At 67.0% G+C, this 13658-nt stretch carries 13 protein-coding genes and 1 pseudogene; 11 read left to right on the top strand and 3 right to left on the bottom strand.

Going from position 1 to position 13658, the window contains the following annotated elements; genetic code table 11:
- Positions 1-120 precede the first annotated feature (120 nt).
- Positions 121-1380 (bottom strand): 6-phosphofructokinase, encoded by a 1260-nt coding sequence (locus GQ674_RS15620; RefSeq protein WP_159497803.1) that lies wholly within the window; start codon positions 1378-1380, stop codon positions 121-123.
- Between the two features lie 141 nt (positions 1381-1521).
- On the opposite strand from GQ674_RS15620, the gene GQ674_RS15615 reads away from it, so the two are divergent.
- From GQ674_RS15615 to GQ674_RS15605, 3 genes and pseudogenes are all read left to right on the top strand, one after another.
- The gene (locus tag GQ674_RS15615) at positions 1522-2085 is read left to right on the top strand and encodes an adenylate kinase (protein ID WP_038686440.1); all 564 of its coding nucleotides are present in this window, start codon (positions 1522-1524) and stop codon (positions 2083-2085) included.
- A 313-nt stretch (positions 2086-2398) separates the two neighbouring features.
- Positions 2399-3763, top strand: coding sequence for a UDP-N-acetylmuramate:L-alanyl-gamma-D-glutamyl-meso-diaminopimelate ligase (gene mpl, locus GQ674_RS15610; RefSeq protein ID WP_159497802.1), 1365 nt, complete (start codon positions 2399-2401; stop codon positions 3761-3763).
- A 19-nt stretch (positions 3764-3782) separates the two neighbouring features.
- Positions 3783-4378, top strand: a pseudogene (locus tag GQ674_RS15605) (LON peptidase substrate-binding domain-containing protein).
- A 102-nt stretch (positions 4379-4480) separates the two neighbouring features.
- Here GQ674_RS15605 and GQ674_RS15600 read toward each other — a convergent pair.
- Positions 4481-6478 (bottom strand): bifunctional DedA family/phosphatase PAP2 family protein, encoded by a 1998-nt coding sequence (locus tag GQ674_RS15600; RefSeq protein ID WP_159497801.1) that lies wholly within the window; start codon positions 6476-6478, stop codon positions 4481-4483.
- 102 nt (positions 6479-6580) lie between these two features.
- Between GQ674_RS15600 and GQ674_RS15595 the strand changes: the two genes are divergently transcribed.
- The 5 genes from GQ674_RS15595 (at position 6581) to GQ674_RS15575 (ending at position 9772) form a co-directional block, all read left to right on the top strand.
- Positions 6581-7243, top strand: coding sequence for a serine/threonine protein kinase (locus GQ674_RS15595; RefSeq protein ID WP_159497800.1), 663 nt, complete (start codon positions 6581-6583; stop codon positions 7241-7243).
- Positions 7240-7761, top strand: a complete 522-nt coding sequence (locus tag GQ674_RS15590; protein ID WP_236546101.1) for a DUF2867 domain-containing protein — start codon at positions 7240-7242, stop codon at positions 7759-7761. The genes GQ674_RS15595 and GQ674_RS15590 overlap by 4 nt, the downstream gene beginning before the upstream one ends.
- 121 nt (positions 7762-7882) lie before the next feature.
- A complete protein-coding gene (locus GQ674_RS15585; RefSeq protein WP_159497798.1) occupies positions 7883-8248 on the top strand; it encodes a DUF4288 domain-containing protein in 366 nt (121 codons plus the stop codon).
- Positions 8249-8669: 421 nt separating this feature from the next.
- Positions 8670-8975 carry a hypothetical protein gene (locus tag GQ674_RS15580; protein WP_159497797.1) on the top strand — a complete coding sequence of 102 codons (306 nt, stop codon included), beginning with the start codon at positions 8670-8672 and terminating at the stop codon, positions 8973-8975.
- A 308-nt stretch (positions 8976-9283) separates the two neighbouring features.
- Positions 9284-9772 carry a hypothetical protein gene (locus tag GQ674_RS15575; RefSeq protein WP_159497796.1) on the top strand — a complete coding sequence of 163 codons (489 nt, stop codon included), beginning with the start codon at positions 9284-9286 and terminating at the stop codon, positions 9770-9772.
- A 77-nt stretch (positions 9773-9849) separates the two neighbouring features.
- Here the strand turns inward: GQ674_RS15575 and GQ674_RS15570 are convergent, their stop codons facing one another.
- Positions 9850-10533 (bottom strand): hypothetical protein, encoded by a 684-nt coding sequence (locus tag GQ674_RS15570; RefSeq protein WP_159497795.1) that lies wholly within the window; start codon positions 10531-10533, stop codon positions 9850-9852.
- A 109-nt stretch (positions 10534-10642) separates the two neighbouring features.
- Here GQ674_RS15570 and GQ674_RS15565 point away from each other — a divergent pair, with 109 nt between their 5' ends.
- From GQ674_RS15565 to GQ674_RS15555, 3 genes are all read left to right on the top strand, one after another.
- The gene (locus GQ674_RS15565) at positions 10643-11461 is read left to right on the top strand and encodes an NAD(P)-dependent oxidoreductase (RefSeq protein WP_159497794.1); all 819 of its coding nucleotides are present in this window, start codon (positions 10643-10645) and stop codon (positions 11459-11461) included.
- An 88-nt stretch (positions 11462-11549) separates the two neighbouring features.
- Positions 11550-12515, top strand: a complete 966-nt coding sequence (locus tag GQ674_RS15560) for a YiiG family protein (protein WP_159497793.1) — start codon at positions 11550-11552, stop codon at positions 12513-12515.
- A gap of 141 nt (positions 12516-12656) precedes the next feature.
- Positions 12657-13643: a YiiG family protein gene (locus tag GQ674_RS15555; RefSeq protein ID WP_159497792.1), complete on the top strand. Its 987-nt coding sequence runs from the start codon at positions 12657-12659 to the stop codon at positions 13641-13643.
- Positions 13644-13658: the final 15 nt, after the last annotated feature.

Raw genomic sequence — 13658 nt, 5'->3', positions numbered from 1 at the left:
GGTTGCGGGTGCAAAAGCCCGCATGTCCTGCCGGCTCGGCGCGATTGTATGGGGCGTCCCGGCGCGCCGCAATTGCCGGCGGGTGGCACGCCCAAGGGACGCGCCGCCCGCCGGAGGGGCTCAGCCTTCCTGCCAGGCCGGCAGCTTCTTCTTCACGCCCACGTTCTTGAGCGTCACGTACTTCGGCAGCCCATCGGCACCGTAGGGCAGGGGCGCCTCGCCCTTGATCAGCGGTGACAGGTAGGCCCGGGCCTTGGCGGTGATGCCGAAGCCGTCCTTGCGGATGAAGCCGGCCGGCATCTTCTTCTCGTGGTTGGCCACCTTGTGCAGGGGCGCAGCCTCGATCTTCCAGCGGTAGGGCGCGTCGCTGCTGCGCACGATCACCGGCATCACCGCGTTGTGGCCCTTCAGCGCAAACTGCACCGCCGCCTTGCCGACCGCCTGCGCCTGCTCCCAGTCGGTCCTGGAGGCAATGTGGCGCGCCGAGCGCTGCAGGTAGTCGGGCAGCGTCCAGTGCACCTTGTAGCCCAGCGTGTCCTTGACCCGGGCGGCCAGCTGCGAGGCCACGCCGCCCAGCTGGGTATGCCCGAACGAATCCTTGCCGCCGCCGGCATCGGCCACGAACGTCCCGTCCGCGGTCTGGATGCCTTCGGAGGCCACTACCACGCAATGGCCCACGCGCTCGACCACCTGCTTGACCTTGGCCAGGAAAGCGGCTTCGTTGTAGGCGCGCTCGGGCAACAGGATGATGTGCGGGGCATCGTCGGGGCCTTGCCCGGCCAGGCCGGCCGCCGCCGCCAGCCAGCCGGCATGCCGGCCCATGGCCTCATAGACGAACACCTTGGTCGAGGTTTCCGCCATGGCCGCCACGTCCAGCGCCGCCTCGCGCACCGACACCGCGGTGTACTTTGCCGCCGAGCCGAAGCCCGGGCAGGTGTCGGTGACCGCCAGGTCGTTGTCGATGGTCTTGGGCACGCCGATGCAGGTGAGGTCGTAATCGAAGGCCTTGGCCAGCTGGGAGACCTTCCAGGCGGTGTCGGCCGAGTCGTTGCCGCCGTTGTAGAGGAACCAGCGCACGTCGTGGGCGCGCAGGACCTCCAGCAGGCGTTCGTACTTGCCCCGGTCGGCCTCGAGCGACTTGAGCTTGTAGCGGCACGAGCCGAAGGCGCCGCCCGGGGTGTGGGCCAGTGCGGCGATGGCCGCCGCCGACTCCTTCGTGGTGTCGATCAGGTCTTCGCGGAGCGCGCCAAGAATGCCGTTGCGCGCGGCCAAGACCTTGATTCCCTTGGCTCGAGCGGTGCTGATCACCGCCGAGGCGGTGGCATTGATCACGGCGGTGACGCCGCCTGACTGGGCGTAGAGCAGGGTACCTTTGGACATCATTTCACCTGGGGGTGGGGGAAGGACATTGCAGAGACATTACCGGTATGGGGTAAAGTGCGCGTATTGCGGTGCAGCGTGATTGTGGACAATCCCGGGGCGCGCGCCCTTCCATTTTTTTACCAAGTTGGAGTCAGGTTGATGCGATTGGTTCTGTTGGGACCGCCCGGTTCGGGCAAGGGGACACAGGCGACGCGCCTGAAGGAACATCTGTCGATTGCGCACATTTCCACAGGCGACCTGCTGCGTGCCGAAGTGGCCGCAGGCACCGAGCTGGGCAAGCAGGCCAAGGCTGTGATGGATGCCGGCAACCTGGTGTCCGACGACATCCTGCTGGGCATGCTCGAATCGCGCCTGGGCCAGGCCGACGTGGCCAACGGCTTCATCCTTGATGGTTACCCGCGCAACGTGGCCCAGGCCAACGCGCTGGACACCCTGCTGGTGAAGATCGGTCAGCCGCTGGATGCGGTGGTGCAGCTGGACGTGCCGACCGAACTACTGGTCGAGCGCATTGCCGGCCGCGCCGCCGAACAGGGCCGCGCCGACGACAATCCCGAATCGGTGCGCCAGCGCCTGCAGGTCTACAACGACCAGACCGCCCCGGTGGTCGATTTCTACGCCGGTCGCGGCACTCTGGCGCGCGTGGATGGCGTGGGTGAGCTGGACGACGTGGAAGCGCGCATCCGCGCGGCGATCCACGGCTGAACCGATGGCGCTGCCCCGGCAGCGCCCGCCGGGCCTGTAAACGCACACGCCCGGCCCCAAGGGGCCAGGCGTGTGGTTTAAGGTGCCAGCGGACGGGCTTGCTCAGAGCCCCGCAGCATGAGCTCCCCTGGGGATGGCCTCTTGGGGAGTAGGACCAATGGGGTGCTGCGGCTGGCCACCTGAATTGTGTCTGTCTTCACACTACATCGCTATCGGGGATTCCCCGACACCGCGAGTATTTTTCCTACATGCATCTGGGCAATTGTCTGACGACAATATCCACAGTCGCAGGTGATCGGTCACAATCCACCGCATGAGCAAGATTCATATCCTTGGTATCGCCGGCACCTTCATGGGCGGCGTGGCCGCGCTGGCGCGCGAACTGGGCCATGCGGTGCATGGCAGCGACCAGGCGATCTATCCGCCGATGTCGACCCAGCTGGAACAGCTCGGCATCGCACTGGATCCGGGCTACCGCGCCGACAGTGTCGCCGCGGACTGCGATGAAGTGATCGTCGGCAATGCGCTGTCGCGCGGCAATCCGGCGGTGGAAGCGGTGCTCGACGCCGGCCAACGCTACATTTCCGGTGCACAGTGGTTGTCCGAACAGGTTTTGCCGGGGCGTGACACGCTGGCCGTGGCCGGTACCCATGGCAAGACCACCACCACCACCATCCTGACCTGGCTGCTGCAGGCGGCCGGGCGCGAGCCGGGCTTCCTGATCGGTGGCGTGGCCGAAGACTTCGGCGTGTCGGCGCGCCTGGGCAGCGGGCGAGAGTTCGTGGTCGAGGCCGACGAGTACGACACGGCCTTCTTCGACAAGCGCAGCAAGTTCGTGCACTACCGGCCGCTGGTGGCCATTCTCAACAACCTGGAATACGACCACGCCGACATCTTCCCGGACGTGGCCGCGATCCAGCGCCAGTTCCACCATCTGGTACGCACCGTGCCCGCGCGCGGCCGCCTGATCGTCAATGGCGAGGATGCCTACCTGTCGCAGGTGCTGGCGATGGGCTGCTGGACCCCGGTGGAGCGCTTCGGCTTCGATCCGTCGCTGGAATGGCATGCCGAACTGGTCAACGCCGACGGCAGCGCGTTCGTGGTGCATTACCGTGGCAAGCGCGTAGGCGAAGTGCGCTGGCCCCTGCTGGGCCGCCACAACGTGCTCAACGGGCTGGCGGCACTGGCCGCCGCGCACGCGGTCGGGGTGGAGCTGGGCACGGTGATCCCGGCGCTGGCCCGTTTCCGCAGCGTCAAACGCCGCCTGGAAGTGATCGGGCAGGCGCAGGACATCACCGTCTACGACGACTTCGCCCATCACCCCACCGCCATCCACACCACGCTGGAAGGGCTGCGTGCCAAGGTCGGTGCCGCGCGCATCGTGGTGGCGATGGAACCGCGCAGCAATTCGATGCGGCTGGGCGCGCATGCCCAAGCGCTGGCGCCGTCGCTGGACCTGGCCGATGCGGTGGTGTTCCTGCACCGCCCGGAACTGGCGTGGGATGCGGCCGGTGTGGTCGCCGCCGTGCGGGGGCAGGCCCACGCCGTGCCCGACACCGATGCGTTGCTCGCGCGGTTGGGCGAGATCGCAGCCCCCGGCGACCATGTCGTGTTCATGTCCAACGGCGGCTTCGACGGCGCCCCGCGGCGCTTCCTGGCGCAGCTGCAGCAGGGATGAGGCGGGCACGCCCCAGGCCATGACCGATACCGCGTCGCTGCCGTTGTTCCCGCTGCACGTGGTGCTGCTGCCTGGCGCCGCGCTGGGCCTGCGCGTGTTCGAACGTCGCTACCTGGACATGCTGCGCGAGTGCAGCCGCCAGAACATCCCGTTCGGCGTCTGCCTGATTCTGGATGGCGATGAAGTGGGGTCGCCGGCGGTGCCGGCGGCCTATGGCGTGGAAGCGCGCGTCGAGGATTTCGACGTGGGCGCCGACGGCGTGCTGGTCTTGCGCCTGCGCGGCCAGCGTCGCTTCCATGTGCTGCGCACGCGCATCCGCGACAACGGGCTGGTGCTGGCCGACGTGGAATGGGCACCCCCGACCACGACGACGAACTGCGCCCGGAACACGCGCTGCTGGCCACCGTGCTGGAGCACATCGTCGAACAGGCCGGCGCGGCCTTCGCCCCGACCCATCCGGCCCAGCTGGAGCAGGCTGCCTGGGTAGGCTGGCGCCTGGCCGAACTACTGCCACTGGACGAGCCGCAGCGCCTGCAGCTGCTGCAGCAGGACGACCCCCACCAGCGCCTGCAGCACCTGCTGGCCTGGATCCCCGACCTGACACCCCCCGCGTAGCGCGGGGCGCTGCCCCGCTGCTTGACGCAACAATGCATCCGCACCTACCCGCACCTGCCGGGTAGAACCCGGCACTACGTCATGCGTGGACCGGCTCCTGCGTCACTCCGCGTCCGTGCGCACCCGCAGCACCGGCATCTGCGTTTCCGGATGCGTGTCCACCTGCTGCGGCAGGCCGTCCAGCGCGTCGCGCACCGCCTTCAACGACGGGTCGATGCCGCGCATCGGCCGCCACATCCCGATCAGGTGGAAATGCTGCTGGTAATGCAGCGTCTGCGCGCTGCCCAGCCACAGTGGCTGGTTGCCCGGCTGCAGCCGCGCCGGCGCCGGCCACACGCGCAGCGCGAAGATCTCATTGGGCGCATTGCCCGCGCGCAGCATCAGCAGCGACTCCACCTGGGTATCCAGCGTGGCCGGCAGCACCGGCACTTCGTCGGGCGTGGCGGACTTGTCGAGCATCAGCAGCGCCTGTTCCCACCCGGCCTGCGGCTGCACGCGCCAGCCCTGGCTCTCCAGGCGCTTCTGCAGCGGCGCCAGCGGGCCGGCCACCTGCACGTCCAGCGGCCAGCGCTGGTCGTCATCGAACTCGTTGCGACGCGCCGGCAGCTCCCGCCAGGCGTCCTGCAGCCACGCCGCAGCCGTCATGTCCACCGGGGCCGGCTGGGCCGGCTCGAACCGCGCCAGCTTGAGCGGAATGTTGCGCGGCGCGTACCAGAGCGCGGCCACGGCGAACACGCCGTAGAACAGCCAGGCCACCGGCTTGACCCAGAACGAGCGGTTGAAGCGGCGGCGGTAGGCGATGCCCAGCACCAGCAGCCAAAAGATGCCGAACAGCATGCCGCCGATGACATCGCTCAGCCAATGCGCGCCCAGGTACAGCCGCGCAAACCCGATCAGGCTCACCACGATGCCCGACAGCAGGTACGGCCACACGCGCGTGCGCCCGGGCAGCTCGCGCGCGATCAGCACGGCGAAGAAGCCGAAGATGATGGTGGCCATGGTCACCGACACCGACGGGAAGCCGAAGCCACTGCTGGCATCCGGCGGGCGCACCACGTGCACCGTGGCGCCCAGCAGCTTGGTCAGCGCCAGCCCGAAGGCCAGCGCGGCCAGCCAATGCGCGGCCGCCATCCAGCGCCGGCGCCAGACCAGGTAGCCCATGCCGGCCGCCGTGGCCGGCAGCAGCACCTGCCACGCGCCCAGCGACGCCAGCGCGGCCATCGGGTAGTCGGCCAGCGGGTTGCGCAGGGCCAGCATCGCCTGGTGCACCACCATGTCCAGGCGCAGCGGCTCGCCGTGCGCCACCACGGCCATCAGCAGCGCGAACCAGCACCAGCCCAGCAACAGCAGCATCAGCGCCAGCATGGCCAGCGGCACCGACTCGCGACGCTGCGGGTCGAACACGGCCACCGAGTAACGTCCCAGGGTGGGATGGCGCTGCGACCAGCGCAGCAGCGCCGCCAGCCAGCTGTCCATGCGCGAGGCCGACCAGCGGTACCCGTACAGCACGATCGCCCACACCACGCCCATCAGCACCGCTACCAGCCCCAGCACCATCACCAGCCGCCCGGCCACGGCCGCCACCGCGTCATAGGCTTCGCCCAGCACCCAGCCCGGCGCCAGGAACAGCACCGCCCAGGACAGGCTGGCAATACCGCTGGCCTGGAAGTAGCGCGACAGCGGCATCTTCATCATGCCGGCAATGGCCGGCACGAACGGGCGGATCGCCCCGACATAGCGCGCGACCAGGATGCTCTTGAAGGCATTGCGGCGGAACATCGTCTCGCCGCGGTCCAGCAGCTGAGGGTATTTGCTGAAGGGCCAGAAGCCGCGCAGCCGGTCGCCCCAGCGGCGGCCCACCCAGTAACTGATGCCGTCGCCGGCGAACGCACCCACCGCCGCGCATGCCACCGCGTACGGGCCGGAGATCTGGCCCAGGCCGATGAACACGCCCACGGCGAACAGCAGCGGCAGCGCGGGCACGATCGCGCCCAGCACGATGACCGCATCGCAGAAGGCAATGAGGAAAATGACCGCACCGGCGAGCACGGGGTGAGCTGAGATCCACGCAAGCGTGGTATCGATCCATGACGAGTCCATCGTCGGATTATAGAGGTGTGAAGGTGACTGACTGCCGGCCAGCGGCGGCCAACGTGCGTGATCTACAGTGAATGAACGCGATCGCACGCCTAGAATGGCGCCATGAACCGCCCCCCTGATCCCGCTCCGCATGCCCTGAAGGCCGACAGTTTCGGCTGCATTCTGTTGATCGAGCAGGACGGGCAGCGCTTTGTCCGCCGCGACCTGGGCGCCACCCCGTGGTGGCTGCGGCTGCCCGCGTGGTGGCTGGCCCGGCGCGAGGCGCGCGCGCTGGCCCACCTGGACGGCATGGCCGACACCCCGGCCCTGCTGTCTTGGAACGGGCGCTGGCTGGACCGCAGCTTCATGGCCGGCGATGCGATGTACCAGCGTCCGCCGCAGGGCGACCTGGCCTATTTCCGTGCCGCGCGCCGGCTGCTGCAGCGCGTTCACCGGCATGGCATCGCGCACAACGACCTGGCCAAGGAAGCCAACTGGCTGGTACGCGAGGACGGCTCGCCGGCCCTGATCGACTTCCAGCTGGCGGTGATCGGCAACCCGCGCTCGCGCTGGATGCGCCTGCTGGCCCGCGAAGACCTGCGCCACCTGCTCAAGCACAAGCGCATGTACTGCCGACAGCACCTGACCCCGGTGGAGAAGCGGCTGCTGAAGCGCACCTCGTGGGTACGCGATCTGTGGTTCCGCACCGGCAAACCGGTCTATCGCTTCGTCACCCGGAAGATCCTGCACTGGGAAGACAACGAAGGGCAGGGGCCCAAGCCGTGAGTGCGCCGGTGGTGCGCGGGGTCCCGGTAGATTCCGGCAACGTGCTGCATGCGCAATTGCCCGGCGCCGACTTCGTGCACGCGTGCCGGGCGACGGTGCCACGCGGCGGTCGCTCGGCGCTGCAGGCCTACAAGGACATGGCGTCCACCGTGCCAGGCTGGTTCGACGGGCTCATGGCGGTGCGCAACGGTGGCATGCGGCTGCTGGGGATGAAGGACCTGGGGTCGCTGCGTGCCGTGCAGGACGCGGCCGACCCCGTACCCGGCCAACGGCTGGGCATCTTCACCGTGCAGTGGTGCACGCGCGAGGCGATCGTGCTGGAGGACGACGACCGCCACCTGCACGTGCAACTGGCACTGCAATGGCGTGGCGGCGCGCTGGAGATCGCCACGGTGGTGCATACGCACAATGCCTTCGGGCGGCTGTACATGCTGCCGGTGGCGCCGGTACATCGGGTGATCGTGCCGCATCTGTTGCGGCGGCAGGTGCGCGGCTATGGGGTTCCGGGGGACCAATGAGCCGTGGATGCACCGGCGATGATGTCATTGTCGCTGGACGCGCCGTTCGTAGGTCAAGCTATTCGGCGGCGAATCAAGTGCCATCCAAAATCCAGCGGCAAGAGAATTTTCAGGGGGTTCCATGTGGTACTGCGCTCATGCGGTTTTCTACTTCAAGTACGAACGGCAGGAATCATTCCTCCTGCACGAAAATGTCTATCTGATTGAGGCGGGGGATGATGAGCAGGCGCTGCTGGACGCAAAGAAGCTTGCCATGGAGAGCGAAGATCTGAGCGAAGATGGACACTTGGAAGTTGATGGCAACAAAGCAAGCTATCGCTTTGCCGGCATCAGAAAGCTGATTGAGGTTCAGGTTGACTCGGACAAGACCAATAGAAAGCTCGATTCGGGCGTCGAGCTGACGTACTCGGTGTTGGTTGTTGACAGCCTTGCCGAGGTAGAACAGCTTGCCCGTGGCGAGATGGCCCCGGTGCTCTATCGCGAGTAGGGGGAGTGGGAGCGCGGAGATGCGCGCTTGCTTTGTGAGGTTGATAAGGACGTGGGCTGCAAAGGAATGAAGGAAAGCGTTGCATGAATGGCTTGGTCAACAGAAGTCTCGTTGTGTCTGCGGTCGGTCTCTTTCGCATGTGTCCACCGTCAGCCGTATGCACGACGTGGCCAGATCCGTTGAAAGCCCTGCGGCTCGCGGGGCGGCTGTTCCTGCTGATGCAGCCTGTGCTTATTGTCGCGCGCGCGATGGAATGCTTCTCTGTGCCCCGACGTACGAAGGGGATTCGATGAGGGCGGTTCTGTCAATGCTCGCAGCGGCTGCATTGATCTCGACCATGGGGTGCGGCGGACGTACTGGATCAACGGCAAATTCCGCGTCAAACCCCTGCGAGTACCGTATGGCAGCGGGTGCCTGTCACGTGTCACTGGTGCAGCTGCTGCAAACGCCTGAGGCTTTTGAAGGCCGTGCCATTGCGGTGGTCATCTTCTACCCCGGCGATGGTGCGCGTGCGCTGTTTGCGACCCGCGATGCGGCCGACGCAAACGATCTTGCCTCAGCGCTGCTTATCGACAACACGCAGGTCGAGGGCGACTACCCCGTCAAGGACGAACTGAGGGCGACCGGTTTCTACAGAGTCCATGGCACGTTCAAGCGTTCGCAGCCTGTTGTGGTTGGCGAAGGCGTGGTGGTGCCCTTTGTAGTAGGTGGGCGCTCTCAGATCTGAGCGGAATCGAGCAGCTCAGGACCCTCACCCAGATGCGTGAACACTGCGCGGAACGCCCGCATTGCAGGATGGAGTACATGGGTGGAATCCTGCCAATGCCACGTATCGGAACCGCGGAGAAACCAACCGATGCGCTGGAGTAGCCCGCGTTCTCTCGCCTTGCGGTGCGGCCCCGGCACCCTGTCCACGGCTGACGGAAAGAAGATGCGGCTTGGTAGCCTGCTACAGGAGCTGAGATGAGAAGGATCAGAGGATCGGGACTGATTGCCCTGGCGCTGGCAGGATGCCAAGGAGGGGGGCCGGCTCCCGTGAACAGCGCCGAAGTTATATGCGCCTACCGGATGAGCGGCGGCGTGTGCTATGTCTCGCCGACCCAGCTGCTGACCGCGCCGGAGAAGCTGGCGGGCAGGGACGTCGTCGTGGTGCTTTACTACCCCGGCTTCGGGGCCCGCGTATTGTTCGCCAGCCGCGATGCGGCGCAGAGCAACGATCTGTCGTCCGGGTTTGTTGTTCCCGACGACGACCCTGCAGGTGGGCAGGGGGCGCAACCAACGCTGGATCAGCCCGGCTATTACCGTGTGCTCGCTCGCTTCGAACGCTCAGAGCCGATGATTGTCGGTGAAGGGGTAACACCGTTGGCGGTTGTTGCCGGTCGATTTGATCGCATTGCCCAGGCGCAGCGCATGTCGTCCCTGGATGAAATTGTGGAGGAGTGCAATGCGCTCGGAAACTGCAGCATGGGCTACTCACACGGGCTTCTGCCCATGCCAAGGCTGGAGGCCATCGACAAGAAGTAGTGCCGTCCCTGGCAGCGTATCGATGCGTCGAACACCCTATGTGACATCGGCGCGGCCTGACGTTGGCCGCTTTGCGGTCAGGGTGCGGTCACCGGCACCACCTGCTGCCCGATGAAATGCCGCGTTCCATCAAAGTCGTAGCCGATTTGAATCTGCCCGACGTCGGCGCAGGCATGGCAGTCGCGCAGTGGCGTGCGGTACAGCAGTCGGATGCCGCCATTGTCCAGCGGCGTACTGCCGCCCGCCTGCGCCGGTGCGAACGGGGTTGCCTGTGGGTGGGCGGCCAGCAGGGTCTGCACGCCCGGGTCGGCACGTACGGTGTCGTCCAGCTGTACGGCGTCCACATCGATGCGCTTGCCGGCGGCATCCACCAGCCGCGTGCCCTCGTTGGTGTTGGCCCGGAACGGGTAGGCCACCGTGGCCACGCCGATGCCATCGTGGTCATGCCAGGCGCTGACAAACGCCAGCTCACCGGCACTGGACAGTTGCCCGGCCGCCGTCACCGCATCCGCGCTGGCCCCACCGGCCTGCATCGCCTTGATCAGGCACTCGCGGGTGGCCGCCGCCTCACCCTGGCGGCAGCTGTTCAGATCGCCGCTCCACACCACGGCATTGCTCCAGCGCAACGTGGCATCGGCGGCCATCTTCTGCGCGCTCGGCGTGGCGGTGGGGGTCGGGGCGGCGGGTTCGGCCGGGTCTTTCTGGCAGGCGGCAAGCAGCAGCAGGCCCAGGGCAGGCAACAGACAACGGGAACGGCGCATGGCAAGTACCTCGCAGCGGTAACCGGGAGGCCACTATCGTCAAGGCGCGGTGAAAATTCTGTGGGCGCGGCATACTGGCGCGAGACATTCATGCGCAGGAGCATTCGACGTGGCCAGTCTGCAAGGCAAGACCATTTTCATCACCGGTGGCTCGCGCGGCATCGGCCTGGCCATCGCCCTGCGCGCGGCGCGTGATGGCGCCAACGTGGCGATCGCGGCCAAGTCGTCGGTGCCCAACCCGAAGCTGCCCGGCACCATCCACAGCGCGGTTGAGGCGGTCATCGCCGCCGGCGGGCAAGGCCTGGCGCTGAAGTGCGACATCCGCGAAGAGGACCAGGTGCGCGCCGCGGTGGCTGCGACCGTGGACACCTTCGGCGGCATCGACATCCTGGTCAACAACGCCAGCGCGATCTGGCTGCGCGGCACGCTGGATACGCCGATGAAGCGCTTCGACCTGATGCAGCAGGTCAATTCACGCGGCAGTTTCCTGTGCGCGCAGGCCTGCCTGCCGTACCTGCTGCAGGCGCCCAATCCGCACATCCTGACGCTGGCGCCGCCGCCGAGCCTGGACCCGAAATGGTGGGGCCCGCATACCGGCTACACGCTGGCCAAGATGGGCATGAGCTTTGTCACCCTGGGGCTGGCGGCCGAATTCGGTCCGCAGGGCGTGGCGGTCAATGCGCTGTGGCCGCGCACCATCATCGCCACCGATGCGATCAACATGATTCCCGGCGTGGATGTGGCCGGGTGCCGCACGCCGGAGATCCTGGCCGATGCCGCGCACGCCGTGCTGACCCGCGACGCGGCAGGCTTCAGCGGACAGTTCCTGCTCGATGACGAGGTGCTGGCCGCAGCCGGTATCACCGATCTCAGCGGTTATGCAGTGGACCCGTCGCGGCCGCTGCTGCCGGATCTGTTCCTGGATTGAGGTGCAGGGCGGTTTGGTGCGACGTTGTCGACAGCGGCTGCACGCGCAACTGCTAAGGTGCGCACCCCCCGTGTTTTAGATCCCTGCCATGTCCCAGCGCGTTTCCCGTCTCTCCCTCGCCGCGGCCCTCGCCGTGGCCGGCCTGCTTGGCGCCTGCAGCAAAGGCACCTCCACCGTTGCCGATGCGCAGGGCGTGGAAAAGGTGAATGCCTACATCCACTGCTTCAATGCGGTAGAGGAACCGATCCACGAAGGCTTCCTGCAATACACCGGGTGGATGCAGGACGCGCAGGCCGGCCCGACCGGCACCGAGACGCAGGTGCGCGGCCCCGGCACGGTGTTGTCCCATCGCGTCGATGCGTGCAACGCCCCGATGGTGGCGGCACTGGCCATGACCCCGGCCGAGCCGGACCTGGATCCGGCGGCACGCGCGTATCAGAAGACCTTTGTCGATCTGTACGCGCTCATCGAGCAGGCCGACCGCTACTACAGCCGCGAAGACTATCTGCGCGATGACCATGCCGGCATGCGCAGCCAGCACGCGCCGCTGATGCAGGCCTACGCGGCGTTCTTTGCCGCCGGCACCGCACTGGATGCCGCGCTGGAGAAGCGCGAGGACGAACGACGTGCCGCGCAGCTCAAGGATATCGAAGCCGACGAAGGCCGCTCGCTGGCGTACTACCAGCTCAGGATCGTGGGCGATGGCAAGCGGCTGACCCAGCTGCTCAGCGCTGATGCACCGGACGTGGCGCTGGCGCGTACCGAACTGGCTGCATTCCAGGCGCTGTTGCAGCAGGCGCAGGACGACAAGGTGGGGCAGGGCGATGCGATGTGGGGTCACGTCGAGCGTTCGGCCGATGCGCTGGCCCGTGACGCCGGCCGCCGCATCGAACGCGTGCAGACCAAGACGCCGCTCACCCGCGGCGAGCAGATGCTGCTGCAGAGCGGTGGCCGCGCGAGCCTGCCGCAGGGCTCGGCCGAAGCCGTGATGGCCAGCTACAACGATCTGGTGGACATGGCCAACCGGATGACGCAGTTCAGCGGCGCGCGCTGAAGGCCGTATCGGCAGGGTGCCGCTGACACGAGCACGCCCATGCGACGGCGTTGCACGCAGCCCCCAACGCAGACCGCAGACCTGCGCGGTCCGCGTTGGTAAACTGCGGTGCTGGAATCGTTTACAACACGGAGACGTTCAATGAAACACGTTCTTTCCACGGCAGTACTGGCCGTGTCGATCACCCTGGCGCTGACCGCCTGCGGCAACAAGTCCGCCGAGCCTGCCAAGGACGCCGCGCCCGCCAGCAAGGCCGACGCCCACGTCGAAGAGGCCGAGCAGGCGTTGACCGGCAAGCTCAACAGCTACATCGACTGCTACAACGATATCGATTCGGGCATCCACCAGGGCATTGGCTACTACACCAGCTGGATGAAGGACCCCAAGGCCGGCCCGACCGGTCGCGAAGAGCGCCCGATCGGTCCGCCGGACCTGGACGCCGACGACCTCAAGACCTGCGATGCGGCCATTCCCACGGCGATCGCCGCCGCGCCGGCGCTGCCGGAGCTGGACAAGGCGGCCAAGGCCTACCTGGACAGCCTGCACACCCTGCAGCCGCTCACCCACGCGGCGTACGACTACTACAAGCGCGAAGACTTTGAAGACGACGGCTACGCGCGCGGCAAGGCGATGCATGCGCCGCTGATGGAGGCGTTGGCTGCCTTCGTGCAGGCCAGCGGCGTGTTCAGCACCGCGCTGGAGGCCGAGAACGACCGTGCCCAGCAGGCGCAGCTGCAGGCGCTGGAGAAGCAGGAAGGCCGCACCCGCACGTATTACCGCCTGGCCATCATGATGGAGGCCAAGTCGCTGATGGACCTGATGGCCGAGGATGACTTCGACGTGGTGCAGGGGCGTGCCCGACTGGATGCCTTCAATACCATCGCCGACGAAGCGCACGCCAAGGTGGCCGACCAGGAGCCGGGCAAGATGGACTGGAACAGCTTCGAGACCGCCGCGGAGAACTTCCGCCGCGAAGGCAAGGAGCGCATCAAGCGCGTGGCGGAGAAGACCCCGTACACCGACTTTGAACAGCGCATGCTCGATTCGCCGTCGCATGCCCCGCAGGGCTCGGCGGGGCGCCTGTTGAACGAGTACAACAGCCTGGTGTTCCAGAGCAACCGCCAGTAAACGGCGTGGCGTTCC

This window comes from Stenotrophomonas sp. 364 (assembly GCF_009832905.1).
GTDB lineage: Bacteria > Pseudomonadota > Gammaproteobacteria > Xanthomonadales > Xanthomonadaceae > Stenotrophomonas > Stenotrophomonas maltophilia_AP.
Note: the sequence above shows the minus strand (reverse complement) of the source record. Positions and strands in the feature narration are given on the sequence as shown.

What these genes read in the sequence shown, in the direction of transcription:
- GQ674_RS15570 (WP_159497795.1), bottom strand. Translation starts at nt 10,533, where the DNA reads ATGCGCCGTTCCCGTTGTCTGTTGCCTGCCCTGGGCCTGCTGCTGCTT.
- mpl (WP_159497802.1), top strand. Translation starts at nt 2,399, where the DNA reads ATGAGCAAGATTCATATCCTTGGTATCGCCGGCACCTTCATGGGCGGC.
- GQ674_RS15595 (WP_159497800.1), top strand. Translation starts at nt 6,581, where the DNA reads ATGAACCGCCCCCCTGATCCCGCTCCGCATGCCCTGAAGGCCGACAGT.
- GQ674_RS15560 (WP_159497793.1), top strand. Translation starts at nt 11,550, where the DNA reads ATGTCCCAGCGCGTTTCCCGTCTCTCCCTCGCCGCGGCCCTCGCCGTG.
- GQ674_RS15585 (WP_159497798.1), top strand. Translation starts at nt 7,883, where the DNA reads ATGTGGTACTGCGCTCATGCGGTTTTCTACTTCAAGTACGAACGGCAG.
- GQ674_RS15615 (WP_038686440.1), top strand. Translation starts at nt 1,522, where the DNA reads ATGCGATTGGTTCTGTTGGGACCGCCCGGTTCGGGCAAGGGGACACAG.
- GQ674_RS15620 (WP_159497803.1), bottom strand. Translation starts at nt 1,380, where the DNA reads ATGTCCAAAGGTACCCTGCTCTACGCCCAGTCAGGCGGCGTCACCGCC.
- GQ674_RS15555 (WP_159497792.1), top strand. Translation starts at nt 12,657, where the DNA reads ATGAAACACGTTCTTTCCACGGCAGTACTGGCCGTGTCGATCACCCTG.
- GQ674_RS15600 (WP_159497801.1), bottom strand. Translation starts at nt 6,478, where the DNA reads ATGGACTCGTCATGGATCGATACCACGCTTGCGTGGATCTCAGCTCAC.